Source organism: Vibrio sp. YT-18 (assembly GCF_033337345.1).
Classification (GTDB): Bacteria; Pseudomonadota; Gammaproteobacteria; order Enterobacterales; family Vibrionaceae; genus Vibrio; species Vibrio alginolyticus.
Genome location: NZ_JAWOQO010000024.1, coordinates 1 through 20,649 on the forward strand (window position 1 = coordinate 1; position 20,649 = coordinate 20,649).

Genomic DNA, 20,649 nt, shown 5'->3' on the forward strand with positions numbered 1-20,649 from the left:
ACCTCGATACACGTCAACGTGCATTTTGAGGTTGTCACACCACGCGGTGTGACTTACCTCGATGACGGATTCCTAAATAAGTTGGGCGTCAAGATGGAATATCTGGACGATTGCCTCGTCCAGCTGTCTCGCGGCGCATCCAATTTCTATGTCACGTGTTCGCCGTATGAGCAATATGCACAACGGCAAGAGCAAGATATTGAACTCAAACCCGTTGGCGGTTTGTTTAGTGGAGACGAAACCTAATGAATGAATACGTAACGCATGGACAGCTCGTTGAAATCATCGAGTTGTTTGATCATCTCTCGATAGTGAATGCAGTCATAGTGGTGCTCGTGTATGACCTTTCCAGATACCTCCTAGGCAAACTGGTCGACTACTTCAATTAAAGGCAAGGTGCCAGCCCCGCAGGGATAAGGAGTTGCGGAGCGACGACGAGGCACCAAGCCGCCCACCTTAGCAAAACCTAGCCTCATCACTTAATCGGCGCGGTTAGCCGCCCAAAGCCACTTGGATGCTGCCGCCCTCCTTCCTGCTAGACCAGCCTCGCAGAGACTATCCACACCAAAGGCGCGTTAACCTACTGGAACGCTGCATACTCACAACATCAAAGCTTTGCGAGTGTCGAGCAATGCTTATTCTTCTTTTATGGGTTATCTCCGACGGACGCGCGGAGCAAGTGAGGACGGGCTAGGACGATTGCGCGACGTGCGGCGGGAGGTCAAACCCCCGAATCTGTATTACGGGGGTAAATTCCCACTCAGTGCTAGCTTTACACTCTGAAGTAGCTGTAATCTCCTAACTAATCTATCAAGCCTACAACTTTCGTTAGTCGTTGTTTTATAAATGCACCGATGTATGCTACAAATGTCATTTCAACTTCTATTGACAGTGGAGAGTTAGTTTGTATAAGTGCTATGATTTAGAGCTTACCGAGTTGGAAGATTTTTTTAAGCATATAGTTAAGCTAATGGATGACAAATATATTCAGTCTTTTAGCCAAGGTTATGATAGGAAGAAAAAGCATATTGAAAAATCTCTACATGACTTCTATTTAGGAGATGGAGTCCTTGATGGCTCTGCTCTAAAAGAAGCTTGGTTTCCGCAAATAGAGAAAACTCATATATTTCTCTCTCATTCTCATAAAGATAAAGATCTTGCTATACAAGTCGCCACAATACTTGAAAATATTTTAGGCCTAAATGTATTTATAGACTCTCTAGTTTGGGGGTATGCTGATGAATTGCTTAACGAAATTGATAACAAATATGCTCTAAATTCTGAGACCAATACTTATTCTTATGAGATAAGAAACCGCACAACAAGCAATATATATTTAATACTACAATCGTCATTAATGACAATGATAGACTCTGCTGAATGTTTATTCTTTTTAAATACTGAAAACACGGTAAAATCACTAGAAAATCAAGATGAAATTGAAACTCGCACAGCTTCTCCTTGGATTATGTCAGAATTGCAATTTAGCTCAATTGCACGCAGAAGGCTAAGCCCTTATGCGAATAGACAGAAAGGTATCCAATTAGTAAATAAAGCTCAGGATGTAGCCTCTGACATGAGTTTCCAGATATCACATAAATTACCGATAGATCACTTAAAGAAACTAAGCCTCCTTGATTGTTTTAAGTGGATGGAATCCTGCGAAAACAACAATAAAAAGGGTTATGAAGCTCTTACAGAACTATATGAAACTTATAATTGATGAGAAAATACATGAATAATTCTGAAATTAAGCATCTTGAGTTCATTCAAAATATCATAACCAGAATGAATTCTAATTCATTTCAAATTAAAAATTGGACTATTACTATATTAACAGCACTCTTGGCTTTATTTGGAAGTAGTAATAATAAGTTTTTCTTGTTTATAGCATTTTTCCCTTGTCTGCTTTTTTGGTTTCTTGACGCTTACTATTTGCAACAGGAAAGAATATTTAGAGGTATCTACAATGATGTTGCCAAGCTATCAGAATCACCAAAAACGCAACGACTTTTTGAGTTAAACACCTCTTTGTATAAAGGTGGCAACTATCATTATTTTAGTTCTTTTTTTTCAATTACTATCCTAAAGATATATCCACTTTTAATTACATTGGTTTTAACTTTGCATTTTGTGGTAGCAGGTAGTTTTCTCCCGCTATATCTGGACGTATTTTCTAAATGATGATAAGGCTCCCTATTAAGGAGCCTTTTTCTGTTACATCAACCCCTTCAATACACGAGCATATTTTAGAATTTTATGAGCGACTTCAATATCATTTGAAGCACCTAGCTCTAGTAAAGCAACCCCAATTAATACTTGCTGTGCAGTGACCAACTGTCCAGTTGGAAGCTCTAACCGGTCATGCCTCATTACGAAGTTTTCCCAATCTTCACAAGAGCTCAGTTCTCTGCCCTTATTCATCCTCATCAAGCGTTTGCACTCTGGCGGAATAGATTTCCCCTTATCCCATTCTTTGACCGTTCTCACAGTTTTCAAACAAAGTTTGGCAGCTTCTTCGACGGTCAAACCACATTCAAATTCACGAAAAATATAGTTTTTAGTCATTTCGTGATACTTCATTGAATTGTCCCTCAAAAGAGAGACATTTTATAGGATACGCATATGCAATCGCATTCAACATAAGCGCCCATAATGCGCACCAAGGGGTGGGGTCTCAAAGCAATAATGTCCGGTTTTAGCTACTTTAAAATGTCCTCCTAAGATTAACAACATTGTTTGCTTTTGAGGCTTTAACCGAGGTTCCTGTGGACTTGCAATCGCTAGTTTGGTTTGTGGTTATGCTTACGAAGCAAATCAAATCTCTTATTGAAAATTGATGCGCGCTTAGTCCTCGACTTACTTTACTGGTGTGTTCTTCCTTAAACACCTGAGAATCAATATATCTATGATGGTGACGGCCAACTCACTGAGTTCGCCATTCAATGTCATAACTACTTTAACGAACTCAAACGCGCTGCTGAGCAAAAAGCCTTTCATGCTCGTCTCGTACAACAGCAAAAATCAGCTAAACGCTCTACACGAACTCAGTTCACTCGCTCTTAATCAAGGCGTTCTGAAACATTTATAAGCCTGTGGTTATATGGAGGCGAATGTACTTTTCGGGGTATTTGTAACGATAGCGTTTTCCTTTCTTCAAGTTGGACTTAACGTACCTACACACTTTTTGGTCACCACTACTCGTTACTCTTTTTATTACTGCGTTTTTACTTTTGTGCTCCATTTCTATCATGACGTCACAATAACCTTGATAGTCATCAAACTTATTGTCTACTTTCTTTTGAAGCTTAGTCTTAATCTTTTTAGCCAACAGGTTCGTTTCTGAATCGTCAGCAAAAACTGAAGTACTTGCAAAGATCAGTATCATTAAAGTTACAACGTATCTCATCGTTTTGGTCCGTTTATGTTGTTGATTGTTCGATGATAAGTAATTTTTCTGTAGATACGAAAATGGGACGCCACATTGCGTCCCATTTAACATGATGAAGTAACTGATATGTAATTAAGCGCGCTTCTTGCCTTTGTTTGCTTTGAAGCCCTGATGCGGAAAAACGTTACGAATCCTCTGTTGAACTTTTTTGGGAACGCTTTTGGAAAAGCTTAAGCGCATTCCTGTCCGTTGGCTATACACCTTCATTTCACCAGTAAACGGGTTATGCTCACTAATATCCTGTAAGTTGTGTTTGAAAGAAGGAGGTAGATGCCCTTTTACGTTACTAATATGGCCATTATCGAACTTTACTTTTAACACCGGCCTATCGACTGCGATCAACCAAAAGATCACGATGGCTGCAATTAAGATTACATATAACATTTGGCACTCCCTATCCTAGCTAGATAGCAATTTACTCAAATCCTCTTTAATTGAGGTAACTTTTTGACTCGCTTTTTCACTTCTCGACGCTTCGGAAAGCAAATATTCAATTGCGTCAGATAACGTACAACCAAGTTCATTCGCTCTACTAGAAAGCTTTTCCCAAACTCGGTAATCTAAATCAATGGATTTCTTCTTTGTATGGACTTGCTCTGCATTGAAGTGACGTTTCCGTTTCGCTCGGATAGCCTGCTTGAGTTTATTATCTAACTCTTCTGACATGTGGTTTTCTATCCAAGCCAAGACAAGTGTAGGCTCGTGTTCAAGGCGTTTTAGTTCTGCGACCGCTGCATCTGCTTCGCTTGTATCAATATGTCGGGTAATCGCTTCACCATCTTTCCATTTTTTGATGAGATACTTCCATTTCCACCCACATTCTAGATTCTCAAGCTGCTGATATTTCATTTGTTCCGACCCATAAACATAACCTAGTGACAGCGTAACCCAGATGGTTTACTTGGGCAAATAAAACTCTTAGAAGTATCGATGTTGATCACTCATTTGTCTAAGTATTGTTCATTGAGAGTTGAATGCCGTGAGCAAACCAAATTGGTGCTAGGGTGTTATAGTCCGTTTCGTTATAATGTCGGCAAGATTGAATTACGATGAATTTTAATGAACCAACTTAATTGGCAAGACGTAACACCTTCACTTGAGCAGTACGAAGCACTTTTAAAGTCTGCACCTTCGTTACCAAAGAAGTCTTTTACTGAGCTCCAACCGAGAATGTCGGCAACGATATCTCGTTTTTCAAAAATTTCTGGATTGACGCGAGTACTACTCATTAACTGCGTAGATAATTCTGTCTATAGAGAGTTCATCAGTAAAGCTCTTCAGAGCCAGTCTAACGCTGCGATTGTTTTGTCGGAATCACTTGATGCCAAACGCTTATTTGACCGTTACAGTGTCGATTTAAGTGGTGATATTGCCTTCCAACCTGGCTTAATTTCACAGGCAGATAGCGGTTACTTAATTGTACCGGCTAATCTAATTTTGGCTAACCTAGGACTTTGGCCAAATATAAAGTCTGCAATTCAACAAAACCTTATCGAGCCACTGAACCTAAGCCCTACTCGTTTACCTACTTCAGTACCGCAAGCTAAAGCTTATGATGTAAAACTGATTGTAACAGGAGAAAGAAGTCAGTTAGCAGAGCTAGAATACATCGATGACGACTTCTGTTCTGGCTTTGCCATGTATACGGAAGTTGAAGAAGATATTCATCTGTCAGAGCAGAATTTGACAGATTACTTTGGTTTAGTGAACTGGATATGTTCTCAATATCAGCTGCCTCACTTAACTGAATGTGGTTTTAGAAGATTGTTGCTAGCCGGTATGAGATTTACTGAAGATCAACATTATCTGCCTTTAGGAGTAATGTGGCACTCTCAACTTCTAACGCTTGCCAGCCAGTTCAGTGATGGTCACGCATTAGATTACAAGTCGTTAGATAAAGCGATTGACGACAAGTATTACCGAGAATCTTACCTTCCTCAGCGTGCCGTGTACGATATTTTAGATGGACAAGTCATCATTGAGACAACTGGGGAACAAGTTGGTCAAATCAATGGCCTAACCGTTATTGATATGGCTGGGCACCCTGTCAGCTATGGTGAGCCTGCACGAATATCTTGTGTAATTCATTTTGGTGATGGCGATGTTTCCGATGTTGAGCGCAAAGCTGAACTTGGAGGCAATCTACATGCAAAAGGCATGATGATTATGCAAGCTTTCTTGAGCTCTGCTCTGAAACTGGATGAACCACTGCCTTACTCTGCCTCCATCGTATTTGAACAGTCTTATAGTGAAGTTGATGGTGACAGCGCATCTCTTGCAGAACTTTGTTGCTTGGTGAGTGCTTTATCTGAATCTCCAATTAATCAACAAGTTGCGGTTACAGGGGCTGTTGATCAGTTTGGTCGAGTGCAAGCCGTCGGTGGCTTGAACGAAAAAATTGAAGGTTTTTATCAGGTTTGTAAACATCAAGGTTTTACAGGAAATCAAGGTGTTGTGATGCCAAAATCAAACCTTAAACACCTTGCATTACATAAAGATGTAATAGAAAGCATTAAAAATGGTGATTTCCATATTTGGTCCGTTTCTACCGTAGATGAAGCTATTCCGATTGTAATGAATAAACCTTTTAGAGGTGAAGACGATAGCATTATTGGCAAAATAGCGGAACGTATTGAAAACTTTGAAAGACATGAGCATCCAGAAGGAATTGTGCAGCGCATCAAAAACTGGTTTGTCTAGTACTGATCGGAGTTGTTTAGCGTACACGTGTTCACTAAGATGCAGCTATCAAAAATTGGAGTAATTGATAATGCAAAACAAACGTGATTCTTATAACCGTGACGATCTACTTGCTTCTAGTCAAGGCGAACTGTTTGGGCCTGGTTACCCTCAGCTTCCTGCGCCAAACATGTTAATGATGGATCGTGTTACTAAAATGTCTGAGACTGAAGGCGATTTTGGTAAAGGTTTGATCTTGGCGGAATTGGATATTACTCCAGATTTGTGGTTCTTTGACTGCCACTTCCCTGGCGACCCTGTAATGCCGGGTTGTCTTGGCCTTGATGCGATGTGGCAACTTGTTGGTTTCTTCCTTGGCTGGGTTGGTGGCAAAGGAAAAGGTCGTGCTCTGGGTGTTGGCGAAGTGAAGTTTACAGGTCAGATCTTGCCAACAGCGAAAAAAGTGACGTACGAAATCCACATGAAACGCGTTGTAAACCGTAAACTTGTGATGGGTTTGGCTGACGGTCGTGTATGTGTAGACGGCAAAGAAATCTACGTAGCAAAAGATTTGAAAGTTGGCTTGTTCCAAGACACTTCAAGCTTCTAATCACGGTTTTAATTGATTTATTAAGGCTCCTATTTAGGAGCCTTTTTGTTATCGAGTGTTAACCTACTTCCCTATGTACCTATAATGTAGAAAAGGCTCCGTAGAGCCCTTTCGAATCCTTCTTTTTTGTATGTGGAGAGTTTATTTGTAGAGACCAGATTGTCTTTCATCTCTGGCATCACGCCAACCACCTAACCAATACGACCGAGCATCAACTTGTTGATATGGGCAAGCCTCTTGAGACCTTCCATTCAATCCAGCTTTGTAGCCTTGAGATTGAGCTCGTTCTAGGCGATCACGCTTTTGTCTCTTCATAGTTAATTCCTCATACAGGTCCATTTACTAACGTACAGCTGTTATTGTGAAACTTTGATGGAGTTTTTATGACTCCACTTATAAGAATCGATCAAAGTAGGCAATTTCTCAAGGCATAAAAAAAGCAGAGACTCAAATGTGTGAGCCTCTGCTTGATTTAAAAATTACTGACGATTTTTAACTATTTTCTACGGAACCCAAACAATCCAAGCATGGTCAAAGCTAACCAACCAAGGCCTGCACCTTGACGCTCTGTCGTCGTTGAGTCAATGCTTCGAGATACGATGTCGTCCTTAGTTGCGTCAGCAATAGGTACTAGTTTGACTGCTACAATTTGCTCTTCAGAGCTACATGTCGCATTGTTTGCTGTTGTACTATAACCACCTGCACATTTCATAGCAGTACCAGAGATCACACCTGCATCATTGATATCAGTTGCGTCGATAATACGGAACTGATTGTTTTGTTCAGAGTAATCACCGCCGTTAGTCAAACTGTCTAGGAACCAAGCTTTTCCATTGAATAATGTTGCAGCACGTTCACTAGTCTCGCCACCTACGCTATATGGATAGATAAAACCGCGCTTACGACGTGGCTTGCCATCGTCTTCACGAGTCGTTTCCGCATCAAGTTGCCCGACGATTTCATTGTAAGAGTTGATACCGCCCATCTTACCGCCCGCACCGCTAAAGAAAATGCCAGTAGTTGGGTAAAAAGCGCTAATAGAATCCTTACGAACATCATCTACGATAAAGAGACGATTCGGAGCAGAGCCCGTTGGCATTAAGTATCCGCCCGAACGTTTTGCTTCACCAATAGCAACAAAATTAGAGTTAACGTCGGTTAATCGTGAGTTTGTATGAACCGTATCATCACCCTCGCGCTGTCTAGCTCCTACAACAACTTTGTTTTTCCAAGTTGCGTTTTCAACGCTACCTTCGGCTTCTAGAGTTCCGACAAAAACAGTCGCATTCAGGTAGTTATCATCACTGTAAGTGTTGTAACCTACGCCATAGACCGTAGTTCCATCAGTGACAAGGTCACGCATGCTCCCTTGAGCTAACCTTTCTCCATCTTTAGATGTGCCACTAGGCCAAGCCAATTCACTGACGGTTCCGCTTTGATCCCAAATCGCTGCTTTTGATGTGTGGTGAGATCCATTGGTATTGCTTGCTGTTCGAGAAACACTGCCAACAGTAAAATTGCCGTCTGTGCTCCAAGCATGGCTTTGCACAACACTTGCGTCACCATCGCCAGTAAGAATATTTGGCTCTACTGGTGCAACTACGGTATTTCGTGTTTCTAATGTAGAAGTATTTTCTGTGCTAACTTTACTCTGATTACCGACAGCTGCACCACCCTCGGTAAGCTGGTTGATAACATTGTTATATTCATTTTTATAAGCAGCAGAATCTTCTTCTATGAACGCTAACGCATTAGAAGTAAAGTCTTTACTACGTTCTTTATTCCACGGCGTCCAGTTTACTGAAGCCCATGAGTCACAGGTGGAATAGCGAAGCTGGTTGTAACAGTAACGCTCAAAGTCTTTGAGTTCTTGGATGTAATAAAAGCCAGCGTCTAATCCGAATGGGATTTCTTCACGATAGCTGTTCCCATCCACGGCTTGTGTCGCTGAAATCGGCGTAGTGCGAGTTTCCATTGCAAGTTTAAACTGCTCTGGCGTGCAGTTTGCTGCTGCATCAAAGCAGCCTAAAGCGAAAGGTGAACCTGTTGAAGGATCTGTACCTGCATCGCCCTGTTGAATTGCAACCCCGTAAGCCGTTTGGTAGTCACCGTTTGAACCATGATCCTGAGGTGAAACCTCAACAACTTGATACAATGCCGCCTGTGCGTTCATTGTGGTACCAACCATCATTGCAATGGCGGTCAATTTGAATTTATTACTACAATTCATTGAATTCTTAACTATCCTGTTGCATTGCTTCGAGTTCTTCCCATCTCTCGAATGCGATTTCCAACTCCTGCTCTAGTGCAGCAAGCTGTTCCAATACCGGCTGAGTTTGCTCTACAGGTTTAGCAAAGAACTCTGGATCGTTCACTTGCTCCTGAAGGCTCTCGATATCCGACTCTAATTGTTCAAGTTTAGCTGGTAGAGCCTCTAATTCTCTTTGCAGCTTATACGATAACTTCTTCGAATTGTTCTTAGGTTGCGTAGTTTTGGGAGTTTCCTCAACCACTTTCTCTTTCTTCGTTGGTTTTTCAACCTGACTGCGCGAAGCAAGAACTTGGTCACGCTGCTGTTTAGCATCATGATAACCACCAACGAACTCTTCGATTATACCGTTACCCTCAAAAATCCAGCTGGTTGTTACTGTGTTGTCTACGAACTCACGGTCGTGACTCACTAACAATAATGTACCCTGATAATTGGCAAGCATTTCTTCTAAAAGTTCCAACGTTTCGATATCCAAATCGTTAGTTGGTTCATCAAGAATAAGTAAGTTGTTTGGTTTCAACAAGATACGGGCTAGCAATAATCGGTTTTTCTCACCACCGGAAAGTGCCTTAACCGGGGTTCTGGCGCGCTTAGGTGCAAATAAGAAGTCTTGGAGATAACTCAGCGCATGACGCTGACGTCCCCCAACCATTACTTCTTGTTTCCCATCCGCTAAGTTATCGATCACTGTCTTTTCTGGATCCAAAATCTCTCGGTACTGATCAAAGTACGCGACTTCTAATTTTGTTCCGCAGTGTAAACGACCAGACTGCGCTTCCAATTGCCCTAGTAGCAATTTAAGTACCGTACTCTTACCGCAGCCATTTGGTCCGATAAGTGCAATACGGTCACCACGCATGATGTTAAAGCTAAAGTCGTCGACAATTGTCTTGCCTTCGTAAGCAAAAGATACATTTTCTGCTTCAAATACAATCTTACCTGAACGAGAAGCATCATCGATGTTTAGGTTAACTTTACCTTGAACTTCACGACGGTCACGACGCTCTTCACGAAGTTTTTTAAGGGCTCGAACACGGCCTTCATTACGAGTACGACGTGCTTTAATGCCTTGACGAATCCACACTTCTTCCTGAGCTAGTTTCTTATCGAACTCAGCATTTTGCATTTCTTCGACGCGAAGCATTTCTTCTTTGTCATTCAAATACTGTTCGTAATTACCAGGGAAAGAAGCTAATTGACCGCGATCTAAGTCAACGATGCGTGTCGCCATCGACTTGATGAATGCACGGTCGTGAGAAATAAAGATGATCGAGCCTTTGAAGTCTTTTAAGAAGTTCTCTAACCATTCGATCGTTGTCACATCGAGATGGTTTGTTGGCTCATCAAGAAGCAATACATCAGGATCACAAACCAGCGCACGAGCTAAAGCAGCTTTACGTTGCCAGCCACCGGATAGATCGGTCAGTTTGGTTTCTGGGCTTAGTTTTAAAGCGCCAAGTACGTTCTTAACACGGTCATCAAAGCGCCAAGCGTTAGAATGATCAAGTTGCTCTTGAACTTTCGCCAAACGGTTAATGTTCTTCTCACTTGGGTCTTGAGCAACAAGATCGAGAAGATCGTGATAGATCTTCAATTGTTCGCCGATTTCAGCCAAACCGCCAGATACGTATTCGTAAACCGTACCCTCTTGATTGCGCGGTGGATCTTGTTCAAGCCGAGAAACTACTACGTCTTGAGTTATTTGAATCTTGCCATCATCCAACAAAATGTCGCCGGCAAGCACTTTCATTAACGTGGACTTACCTGCTCCGTTACGACCAACTAAACAAACGCGTTCGTTTTCTTGAAGAGCGAACTCCGCTTTGTCTAGCAATGGGTGGTCACCAAATGCAAGTTGTGCGTTATGAATGGTAAGTAATGCCATTATTATCCAACCAATGTGTGAGTTGTTCTAAGTCAAACGGCCAGTTCAACTCAGAATCTTGATATTTTAATACGGGTATTGTGACGCCGTAACGAGAAAATAGTACATCATCGAACGCAATATCGATGATATCTGTTTGCTCGGCCAAACCGACTTGGTCTACTAGAGCAAATGCCATCTCACAAAGATGGCATCCCTCCGTGCTATACAATATCAGCACGTATTAATCCTTTTGTTTATACTACGCGTGCGTTACTAGCCAACAGTTATGAATCTGTTTATTACGCGCAAAATCTAATGGTAACGTTTGAGAAGAAATATTCTGAGCCTTCAAACCCAATTCAGCGAGTGATTCTTCATCCATCTTGAAATGACGTTTGTTATTTGAAAATACGATTGTGCCTTCACTTCTCAGTAAACGTTTGAGGTTCTTCATTAGCTTAATGTGGTCACGTTGTACATCGAATGATGTTTCCATACGCTTAGAGTTAGAGAACGTAGGTGGGTCAATAAAGATCAAGTCGTACTCACCTTTTGCGTTTTCTAGCCATTGCAAACAGTCCGCTTGTTCATATTTATGTTGGCGCCCTACACAGCCATTAAGCTGCATATTGTCTTTCGCCCAATTCAAGTAGGTGTTTGACATATCGACAGTTGTAGTGGAACGCGCACCACCAACTGCAGCGTGCACTGTTGCACTACCAGTGTAAGCAAACAAGTTAAGGAAATCTTTACCCTGTGCCATTTCGCCAAGACGACGACGAGTGATCTTATGATCCAAGAACATGCCTGTGTCTAGGTAGTCATGAAGGTTCACGATCAGCTTCACACCGTACTCGTTTACTTCGAGCGTCTCTGATACCTGACCTAATTTTTGGTACTGGCTTCGACCTTTCTGCTTCTCACGAACTTTCAGTACAACTTTGTTCGCTTCGACACCGGTCACCTGAATCGTCGCACGGATAATGTCCGTTAGACGACGCTTGGCTTTTTCTTCAGGGATGTTCTTAGGTGCTGCGTACTCTTGAATCACAATTTGATCGCCGTACACGTCGATCGCTACGTTGTATTCTGGAAGGTCTGCATCGTAGATACGATAGCAGTCTAGTTTCTCTTTACGAGCCCACTTGCCAATCTTGCCAATGTTTTTCTTCAAACGGTTTGAGAAGTCTGGTGCGATTTGAACGTTAGTATCTGCACCTTTAACTTCATCAGCGCTGCGCTCGGCAATGCTGTAGTTCTTTTGGTGACACGGTAACGCACCGTTGTTCAATTTAAACTGTTTATCAGCGCGCATGCGAAGGCAACTCAAGAGCTCGTCTGAGCTAGAGAAGATAGATGCTTTACATCCGCCAAACTCAGATTTTAGCTGTCCACCGAATGCGGTATAGAGCGCAATCAGCCCCGGCTCAGTTCCTAGACGCTCACCGTAAGGTGGGTTTGAAACGATAACACCGTGTTCAAATCCTGCGGGACGAGTAATAGTTGCAGCATCACCTTGCGCAAACTCAATCAACTCTTCAACACCTGCTCTGCGGGCGTTTTCTTGAGCGACTTTTAATACTTTGGGGTCGTTATCGAATCCAAAAAACTTAGCGTCAACTTTCTTGACACCTCGTCTAGCTTGAACATTAGCCTCTGATTTAATCTCAGCCCAGGTCTCCGGTTCAAAGTCTTCCAAAACTTCGAAGCCCCATTGTTTGCGCTTAACGCCAGGTGCCATGTTGGCTGCCATCATTGCTGCTTCAATAAGCAAAGTACCAGAACCACACATTGGATCGAGTAATGGTTGATGCCCATCCCAGCCACAACGCATGATAATCGCAGAAGCAAGCGTTTCACGTAATGGCGCACGACCCGATTCTGGTCGATAACCACGCTGATGAAGACCACTACCTACCATGTCTACCCCAAGCAACGCTTTATCTTTATGCAAACGAACGTGAATACGAATATCTGGGCGTTCTTTGCTGATATTAGGACGTGGCAAGCCTTTGTTCTCAAAGCAATCTACGATGCCATCTTTGACCTTCATAGCCCCGTATTGGCTATTTCTAATCTCACGGTTTGTGCCGTTAAAGTCCACAACAAAGCGTTTAGAGCTATGAAATTGGTTAACCCAGTTAATAGTGGAAGTGGATAGATACAAGTCCATGTCGTTGTTACACGTGAACTCAGATAAAACACGTACAAATCGAGACGCTAAACGGCTCCACAAACAACAGCGATAAACCTGTTCGTTTGTCGCTTTAAATTTTACGCCTGCCTGTACTGGTTTCGCATTTTCAATGCCTAGTTTAGTCAGTTCTTCAACAAGCAAATTTTCCATGCCATTTGAAGTTACCGCGAGATATTGATTCATAGTGTTCTTTCGCTGATAAAAAATGGCTTCAATTATACCTGACTTTACGATCAATGCCTCGTTTTTAAAGGTATTTTGCCACCCGTTAGTTCAAATCATCACCACTCAAATGATCTAAAACTTTCAACATCTTTAGTTTGAATGTTTTTCATTCATGAACGTATTTTGTTTCCTTTAGAAGAAGTGAATACTTATTTACGCTCATTTTGGTATATACCAGCGAGGATTGATTGATGTAAATTACTTACAAATACCCTTTATAGGGGAATAAATAGGGTTGTTTTAGGCGCTAGGTTGCCTAATTAAAGGAGTAATCAAATTGAAATAAGTAAAATAAAAGTGACCAGCTTCATGTTTGCATGCATAGAAAACAAACAGTTTCATGGTATTTCGGATTGGAGTGTCAGAGGAAAGGACAAAAAAAATCGACCCAATAAGGTCGATTAAGGCAAACAAAGGAACGAAATAAAGAAAAATTAAACCGCTTTAACCCACCATTGCCATAGGGGTCATTGCAAAGAGGTGGTTTGCACAAGCCATGCGATCATGCATTACTTTAATCGGCTGCCCAAATTGAAGCGCCTTATTGCCATCAAGAACAAAGGCTTCTTGGTTAACATAAGCACATAAGCTCGATGTTTCGCCTGGTTCTAGAACGATGAACATACCATCAGAATATTGATTTGTGAGAAAGACCATGTCCCCTTCTTGAGGTTCATAATCAGAGGACTGTGCATCGAAGAACCAGCTCTTAGGCTGTACAGGTTTATGAAAACGCTTTGCAGCAACACAATACAGTGTTAATTCAGCTTGGCGATATTCACTGATATCGAGACAGCGAATGCGCTCATTAAACGTTTGAAATGCGCTGGCGTCATCAACGGTAAATTCACTGTTTGAGAAGGCACAGTTAACCAACAATTTTCGGGATAGATTGGTTTGGAAAATCATTTCCTCCCCCAGATCCAGCATTAAGCAAGCTTTTTGCTCGTCAAAATACCAATTCCATTTGTCGCTGGGTTTAAGCATTATTCCGTTCTCTCTTGACTAGTTAAATCAGTGGTAAAGAGGTAAGACGCTTAATTACCTACTCGTGATTTTTAAATTCTACAAACGAACGGATAAAAAAAAAGAGGAAACAAAGTCCTCTTTTTTATGTAACAGGTACTGATTTTTCAGTAGTTTTTGATGTATATGTTAAAGATTTTTAACAATATCACGTACGAGACCTGGGCCCTGGTAAATAAAGCCAGTGTAGACTTGAACAAGTTTAGCACCTGCCATGATCTTTTCTTTGGCTGCAACATAGGAATCTACACCACCAACACCGATAATTGGAAGTTTGTCTCCAAGCTCTTCATGAAGCTTACGTACGACCTCCGTAGAGCGTGATTGCACAGGGCGACCACTCAAGCCACCTGCCTCATTGGCGTGTTTCATCCCTTCTACGATCGTGCGATCCAAAGTTGTGTTAGTCGCGATCACACCATCTATATTGTTTTTCAATAAAGAATCGCAAATTTGGCAGATTTCATCGTCACTTAAATCTGGCGCAATCTTTAATGCTAACGGGACGTACTTGTTGTACTTCTCTGATAACTCCGCTTGTTTCGCCTTTAATTCGGAAAGCAGTTCATCAAGGGCTTCACCATATTGAAGTGAACGAAGGCCTGGAGTGTTTGGCGATGAGATGTTTACTGCAATATAGCCAGCATACTCATACACTTTTTCCATACAAATCAGGTAGTCCTCTGCCCCTTTCTCAATTGGCGTATCTTTATTTTTACCGATATTAATTCCGAGAACACAATTGAATTTTGCTCGTTTAACATTCTCGATCAAATTATCAACGCCTAGGTTATTAAAGCCCATGCGGTTGATGATCCCTTCTGCTTCCACTAAACGGAATAGGCGTGGTTTATCATTACCTGGTTGTGGTCGTGGCGTTACAGTGCCGACTTCGACAAAGCCAAAGCCCATGGCATCAAATGCTTCAATACATTCGCCGTTTTTATCTAAACCAGCCGCAAGACCAACAGGGTTACGGAATGTTAGACCCATACACTCAACTGGACGAGTTGGTAACTGTTGGCGGTAAAAGAGATCAAGTGGTGTGCCGTTAAAGCGTTGGAAGTTCTTGATTGCAAGATCATGTGCCTTCTCGGCATCGAGTTGGAAAAAGCCAGTTCTGGCTAGACGGTAAAGCATTGTGCCTCCGAAAGAAAAAAGCCCCGTATAAACGGGACAATATTATTTACCGTTTTTCATCGTAATTCAATGAAAATGAACGTAATAAGTAAAAACCTATATCTTTATAAGATTTTCAAATATAAAACAAACAATTACAATCAAGTTTCTGCGATAAAAATCGTAACTAACCGCTTAAAAGCAATCGATTTCACTCTGTTTTAATTTCAACTCAATGTGACAATGTAACTATTTTCGTTCCAAATGTGAATAATAGATAATAAAAAGCCCCGTTAAATAACGAGGCTTTTACTTATGACTTGATTATTCCACTACTCTTTCGATGAGCAGTTGAGGTTTAAAAGTACTAGCTCTCGAAGTGCTACAGAGAACTTAGCAAATTCGTGTACTGAGCCAACTTTGAACTCGTTTAAGATACTCTCCCAGCGGTGCAACGATTGCTCGTTAGTTTCAATCCAATCTTCTAACGCAGCCATCACGTCAAGCTCTTCGGTTGAGCAGCCACAAGTCAGTACCTGAGCGGTAAGTTGACGTTGTTGCCAGTCCAGATCTTCACGGAATGCCGCTCTTGCAAGTGCTTGCCAGTTGTTATCAACGGCTTGGCTATTAATTTGCTTCAAGAACCAATGCAACGATAAACGGTCACCCAAGTTAAAGTAGAGTTTCGATGCTTGCTCAACCGTTTTACCTGTTTCACTTGCTACTGATGAAATATCCAGTGCAGATTGTAAGCTTGATAATCGGGCAACTTGGTGAGCGAGTTTCTCTTCAACCCCTTTCTCTATCCAACCTTGAGCCAACTCATTGTGTTCTTCAACTTCAGACTCAACTAACATAGTGTCTAGGGTTTCAGTGATAACATTGACATCTTGCTTGTAGATAGCAATCAACTCACCGACCGTGCATTTGCCGCTACGGTTACGAAGCAACCAGCGTGCAATTCGACGCAGTGCTCGGCGCACGTAAAACATAATTTCGTATTGAGCTTGCGCTGTCGCAACGTTATCAAGTTTGCGAGTTTGCTTGAGGATTTCTTCTAAATCAAAGATTTCTCTAGCCGCACTGTAAGCGTTGGCAATATCGACAACACTTGCACCAGTTTCTTCTTGCAAACGAGTAACGAAGTTACAGCCCATTTCATTAACCATCTGGTTAGCCAATGCTGTAGCGATAATTTCAGCTCGCAGTGGGTGATTAACCATTTGATCTTTATAGTTACGTCGTAACGCACTTGGGAAATATTCAACAAGTTGTTTTGCATGGAATTCATCATTTGCGATTTCATCCGTAACAAGTTGCTGTTTAAGTACCATTTTACCGTAGGCAACTAACACTGATAGCTCAGGGCGAGTCAGACCTAGTCCCTGTTTTTCACGCTCGATTAGCGTTTCATCATCAGGAATGTATTCGAGAGCACGGTCCAAGTACCCTGCTTTCTCCATAGTGTGGATGAATCGAATTTGCTCCTTAACAATGCCAACACCTTGCTGTTCAGTAACAGAGATCGACTCCGACTGACGGTAAGCATCATCCAAGACAATTTCACCCACTTCGTCTTCCATAGACTCTAGAATTTGGTTACGTTGCTTAACCGTAAGATCGCCATTTGAAACCAGTCCATTGAGGAAGATCTTGATGTTGACTTCATTATCCGAACAGTCAACGCCACCTACGTTATCAACGAAGTCCGTGTTCACTCGACCGCCAGTTAGTGCGTATTCGATACGACCAAGCTGAGTCATACCCAAGTTACCACCTTCGCCAACCACTTTGGCTCTTAAGTCACGGCCGTCAATGCGCAGCATGTCGTTAGCACGGTCACCAACATCTGTATGAGTTTCTGTCGATGATTTAACGTAAGTGCCGATACCACCGTTCCAAAGAAGATCGACTTTCATTTTCAAGATCATCTTTATCAGATCGTTAGGCGCTAAAGATGCTTTCTTCGTACCTAACATTTTCTGAATTTCTGGCGTCAACTGGATCGATTTTGATCGACGAGAGAAGATGCCACCACCTTGAGAGATCAAGTCTTTGTTGTAATCTTCCCAGCTTGATCTTGGCAAATTAAACAAGCGGTTACGCTCTTCCCAGCTGCTGGCTGAATCTGGATTTGGATCAATAAAGATGTGCATGTGGTTAAACGCAGCTTGCAATCGAATATGCTTCGATAACAGCATACCGTTACCGAACACGTCACCTGCCATATCACCTACACCGATTGCAGTAAAATCAGTGGTCTGACAGTTGATGCCCATTTCACGGAAGTGACGTTTAACAGATTCCCAACCACCTTTTGCGGTGATTCCCATTGCTTTGTGATCGTAACCGTTTGAACCACCTGAAGCGAATGCGTCACCTAGCCAGAAGTTGTATTCTGCAGAAACAGAGTTTGCCAAATCTGAGAAGGTTGCTGTGCCTTTATCGGCAGCCACTACTAGATATGGGTCATCTTCATCGTGACGAACAACGTTTTGTGGTGGTACCACCTCTCCTTCAATGATGTTATCTGACACATCAAGCAGTGCACGGATAAAGCGTTTGTAACAACGCTGACCTTCCGCAAAAATTTCATCACGACTGGTGAGAGATGGCTGGCGTTTACAAACGAAGCCGCCTTTTGCACCCACTGGTACAATTACAGTGTTCTTAACCTGTTGCGCTTTCACTAAGCCAAGAATCTCCGTACGGAAGTCTTCTTGACGATCTGACCAACGCAAACCACCACGAGCCACTTTTCCACCACGAAGGTGAACACCTTCAATATCTGGTGCGTAAACAAAGATCTCGAATGCAGGTACAGGCTGCGGAATCTCAGGAATATCGCTTGGCTTCATTTTCAAAGATAACCAAGGCTTAGGCTGCTTATTCTCGTCTACTTGGTAGTAGTTGGTACGAAGCGTCGCCATGATCATTTCGATATAACGACGAATAATACGATCATCATCCAAGCTCTCTACACGATCCAACTGCTCTGTTAGCTTTTTAATTAGATCGTTTTGGCCTTTCTCGCTGCCTTTGTGTTTCGGATCAAATCGCTTGGTGAACAGCTTGACTAGACCTGTCGCTAAGTCTGGGTAGTGGCTTAGCGTGTCTTCGATGTACTGCTGACTGAATGGGAAGCCGACTTGGCGCATGTATCGTGCGTAAGCGCGAAGAATGGAAATCTCACGGCCAGATAAAGACGCACCTAATAACAATCGGTTGAAACCATCACTTTCAAGATTACCCGCCCAAATGGCAGCAAATGCTTGTTGGAAACGATCACGAGCTTCACGAAGGTCAACGGTTTTCTCGCTCTTATGCAGCATAGAGAAGTCAAGGATCCAGAAGGTCTGACCGTTGTTTTTCTCGATCTCATATGGCGATTCGCCAATCACACGCAAACCAAGGTTTTCCAACATCGGCATTACGTCAGAAAGGTGAATTGGTTCATCGCGATGATATAACTTTAAGCGGACAGCTTTGGAATCTGCTCCCTCTTCTTGAGGTCGGTAGAACAACATACCAAGTTTATTATCATCACTTAACGCTTCTAAGCGCTCGATATCTGCAACCGCAGAACCTGGCATCATGTCCTCTTTGTATGAGCGAGGGAACGCACTCATATATTCTTTTGAAAGAGGAAGGCCTTTACTTTCACCAAAGTTAGCAATGATGGATTCTTTTAGTCTGTCATCCCAAGAGGTAGAAACTTCCATTAGATTTTGCTCGATCTTTTTCACGTCTACGTCAATGTTGTTATTGTCTACACGAACAATGTAATGTGTTCTCGCTAGTGGGCTTTCTGAGAAGTACGTTGTAAATTCAACCTCTTGCTCGCAACCAAAGTACTGCTTAAGAATGCGTTGAGTTTGACGACGCAATTCTGTGTTGTAACGATCTTTAGTGACATAAACCATGCAACTGAAGAAACGACCAAATGGGTCTTTACGAACAAACAAACGCAGCAAGTCACGATCTTGCATTTGTACAACACCCATTCCCACCTCAAGCAGCTCTTCTTCATTAGCTTGAAGCAACTCGTCGCGTGGGTAGTTTTCTAAGATATTGTGCAATGCTTTGTATGAGTATGATCCGTGGCGGTATCCACTTGCTTCAAGGATACGGTCAACTTTTTCACGGATCAGAGGAATACTTTGTACCGCTTGGTTGTAAACGGCGGAGGTATATAAACCAGTAAAGCGATGCTCACCTATTACTTTACCGTTTTCATCAAACTTTTTAATACCGATGTAATCAGTATAAGCCGGACGGTGGATACGAGATGCTTTGTTACCTTTGGTGATGATCAGAGCGTATGGTTTTTTCGCTTCTAATCGCGCTGAATCTGATAATTCAGAGAGCTTGACGCTACGCACGCGCTTGTCATCAGCAAACAGACCTAGTCCTTTTTCTTTAGCAGGAACAAGTTCGGTATCACCATTGACCTCTTTTAAGTCATAATCTTTATAACCCATAAAGGTAAAGTTATGATCTTCTAGCCAACGAAGAAATGCGATCGTTTCATCCATACGATCAGTTTGGATAGAAACACGATCTTTATTTTTCTCAAGTTCATCAGTAACAAACTTAAGCTTATCAACCATCTGCTTCCAGTCATCAACGACTAAGCGAGTATCAGATAGAATTCTTAACAGCTCTTCTTTAAGCGCTTGCATCTCGTCTTTACTAGTAAGGCGGTCTACCTCTATGTGGAAAAGTGATTGAAGAACACCACCCTCACCGTTTACGTCTGTAACTTGGCCTTTTTTATCACGCTGAATCTGTGTTGGGTTATTCAACATTAGGTGACAAACAAGATCCAAACGTGCTAAAGCCATTTTGACTGAGTCCACTAAGAATGGACTATCTGGAACAACAATTTCTACGATTGTGTGTGTGGATTGCCAGCCTTGACGACTTACGGTCGGGTTAAATACTCGAACCGAAATCTCTTCTGGTTTTTTTTCATTGATATGGTGCCAAAGGCTAACGACAGCACCATAAAGGTCGGATTCGTTTCGCTGAATTAGATCATCATCAGCAATGTTACTGAATAAGTGTTGAGCAAGTTTAGTTACAAGCGTTTGGTGAGAAAGCTCGAGTTTGTCTTGAATCAGTTGGTAAACCTTTTCAAGCAGAACCGGCACTACATTTTCACGCGCGGTCATATTCACACTCCACATTAGAATTGTTGTTT

At 42.1% G+C, this 20,649-nt stretch carries 17 protein-coding genes and 1 pseudogene; 6 read left to right on the forward strand and 12 right to left on the reverse strand.

Annotated elements, in window-relative coordinates; all coding sequences use genetic code 11:
• From R7M72_RS21610 to R7M72_RS21625, 4 genes and pseudogenes are all read left to right on the forward strand, one after another.
• Window positions 1–246, forward strand: a pseudogene (locus R7M72_RS21610) (toxin); the annotation flags it as partial.
• Complete coding sequence (locus R7M72_RS21615; protein WP_080369130.1) at window positions 246–389, forward strand: hypothetical protein; 144 nt, start codon at window positions 246–248, stop codon at window positions 387–389. The pseudogene R7M72_RS21610 and the gene R7M72_RS21615, both read left to right, overlap by 1 nt.
• A gap of 515 nt (window positions 390–904) precedes the next feature.
• Window positions 905–1,723, forward strand: a complete 819-nt coding sequence (locus R7M72_RS21620) for a hypothetical protein (RefSeq protein ID WP_318056321.1) — start codon at window positions 905–907, stop codon at window positions 1,721–1,723.
• 11 nt (window positions 1,724–1,734) lie between these two features.
• Window positions 1,735–2,184: a hypothetical protein gene (locus tag R7M72_RS21625; RefSeq protein ID WP_276393323.1), complete on the forward strand. Its 450-nt coding sequence runs from the start codon at window positions 1,735–1,737 to the stop codon at window positions 2,182–2,184.
• A 33-nt stretch (window positions 2,185–2,217) separates the two neighbouring features.
• On the opposite strand, the gene R7M72_RS21630 is transcribed toward R7M72_RS21625, so the two are convergent.
• The 4 genes from R7M72_RS21630 to matP all read right to left on the reverse strand — a co-directional run bounded on the left by R7M72_RS21630 (window position 2,218) and on the right by matP (window position 4,300).
• Window positions 2,218–2,583 (reverse strand): regulator, encoded by a 366-nt coding sequence (locus R7M72_RS21630; RefSeq protein WP_276393324.1) that lies wholly within the window; start codon window positions 2,581–2,583, stop codon window positions 2,218–2,220.
• 502 nt (window positions 2,584–3,085) lie between these two features.
• Window positions 3,086–3,409: a hypothetical protein gene (locus R7M72_RS21635; RefSeq protein WP_017634287.1), complete on the reverse strand. Its 324-nt coding sequence runs from the start codon at window positions 3,407–3,409 to the stop codon at window positions 3,086–3,088.
• A 114-nt stretch (window positions 3,410–3,523) separates the two neighbouring features.
• On the reverse strand, window positions 3,524–3,835 hold the full coding sequence (locus R7M72_RS21640; protein ID WP_017634286.1) for a DUF3634 family protein: 312 nt from the start codon (window positions 3,833–3,835) through the stop codon (window positions 3,524–3,526).
• Window positions 3,836–3,850: 15 nt separating this feature from the next.
• Window positions 3,851–4,300: a macrodomain Ter protein MatP gene (matP, locus tag R7M72_RS21645; protein ID WP_005396497.1), complete on the reverse strand. Its 450-nt coding sequence runs from the start codon at window positions 4,298–4,300 to the stop codon at window positions 3,851–3,853.
• Between the two features lie 210 nt (window positions 4,301–4,510).
• Between matP and R7M72_RS21650 the strand changes: the two genes are divergently transcribed.
• Together R7M72_RS21650 and fabA are read left to right on the forward strand one after the other, a co-directional pair.
• Window positions 4,511–6,151 (forward strand): Lon protease family protein, encoded by a 1,641-nt coding sequence (locus tag R7M72_RS21650; RefSeq protein ID WP_193837368.1) that lies wholly within the window; start codon window positions 4,511–4,513, stop codon window positions 6,149–6,151.
• Window positions 6,152–6,221: 70 nt separating this feature from the next.
• Window positions 6,222–6,740: a bifunctional 3-hydroxydecanoyl-ACP dehydratase/trans-2-decenoyl-ACP isomerase gene (fabA, locus tag R7M72_RS21655; RefSeq protein ID WP_005390081.1), complete on the forward strand. Its 519-nt coding sequence runs from the start codon at window positions 6,222–6,224 to the stop codon at window positions 6,738–6,740.
• A 141-nt stretch (window positions 6,741–6,881) separates the two neighbouring features.
• On the opposite strand, the gene rmf is transcribed toward fabA, so the two are convergent.
• The 8 genes from rmf to R7M72_RS21695 all read right to left on the reverse strand — a co-directional run bounded on the left by rmf (window position 6,882) and on the right by R7M72_RS21695 (window position 20,620).
• Window positions 6,882–7,055 carry a ribosome modulation factor gene (gene rmf / locus R7M72_RS21660; protein ID WP_005377453.1) on the reverse strand — a complete coding sequence of 58 codons (174 nt, stop codon included), beginning with the start codon at window positions 7,053–7,055 and terminating at the stop codon, window positions 6,882–6,884.
• 181 nt (window positions 7,056–7,236) lie between these two features.
• Window positions 7,237–8,970: a DUF3466 family protein gene (locus R7M72_RS21665; RefSeq protein WP_054576879.1), complete on the reverse strand. Its 1,734-nt coding sequence runs from the start codon at window positions 8,968–8,970 to the stop codon at window positions 7,237–7,239.
• A 7-nt stretch (window positions 8,971–8,977) separates the two neighbouring features.
• Window positions 8,978–10,897: an ABC transporter ATP-binding protein gene (locus tag R7M72_RS21670; protein ID WP_005377449.1), complete on the reverse strand. Its 1,920-nt coding sequence runs from the start codon at window positions 10,895–10,897 to the stop codon at window positions 8,978–8,980.
• A complete protein-coding gene (locus R7M72_RS21675; protein ID WP_017821808.1) occupies window positions 10,875–11,117 on the reverse strand; it encodes a glutaredoxin family protein in 243 nt (80 codons plus the stop codon). Before R7M72_RS21675 ends, R7M72_RS21670 begins: the two co-directional genes overlap by 23 nt.
• Before the next feature lie 21 nt (window positions 11,118–11,138).
• A complete protein-coding gene (rlmKL, locus tag R7M72_RS21680; protein ID WP_318056322.1) occupies window positions 11,139–13,259 on the reverse strand; it encodes a bifunctional 23S rRNA (guanine(2069)-N(7))-methyltransferase RlmK/23S rRNA (guanine(2445)-N(2))-methyltransferase RlmL in 2,121 nt (706 codons plus the stop codon).
• A 486-nt stretch (window positions 13,260–13,745) separates the two neighbouring features.
• The gene (locus R7M72_RS21685; RefSeq protein ID WP_005377444.1) at window positions 13,746–14,288 is read right to left on the reverse strand and encodes a cell division protein ZapC; all 543 of its coding nucleotides are present in this window, start codon (window positions 14,286–14,288) and stop codon (window positions 13,746–13,748) included.
• A 168-nt stretch (window positions 14,289–14,456) separates the two neighbouring features.
• The gene (pyrD, locus tag R7M72_RS21690; protein ID WP_182016349.1) at window positions 14,457–15,467 is read right to left on the reverse strand and encodes a quinone-dependent dihydroorotate dehydrogenase; all 1,011 of its coding nucleotides are present in this window, start codon (window positions 15,465–15,467) and stop codon (window positions 14,457–14,459) included.
• A gap of 311 nt (window positions 15,468–15,778) precedes the next feature.
• On the reverse strand, window positions 15,779–20,620 hold the full coding sequence (locus R7M72_RS21695) for an NAD-glutamate dehydrogenase (protein WP_042522994.1): 4,842 nt from the start codon (window positions 20,618–20,620) through the stop codon (window positions 15,779–15,781).
• Window positions 20,621–20,649 lie beyond the last annotated feature (29 nt).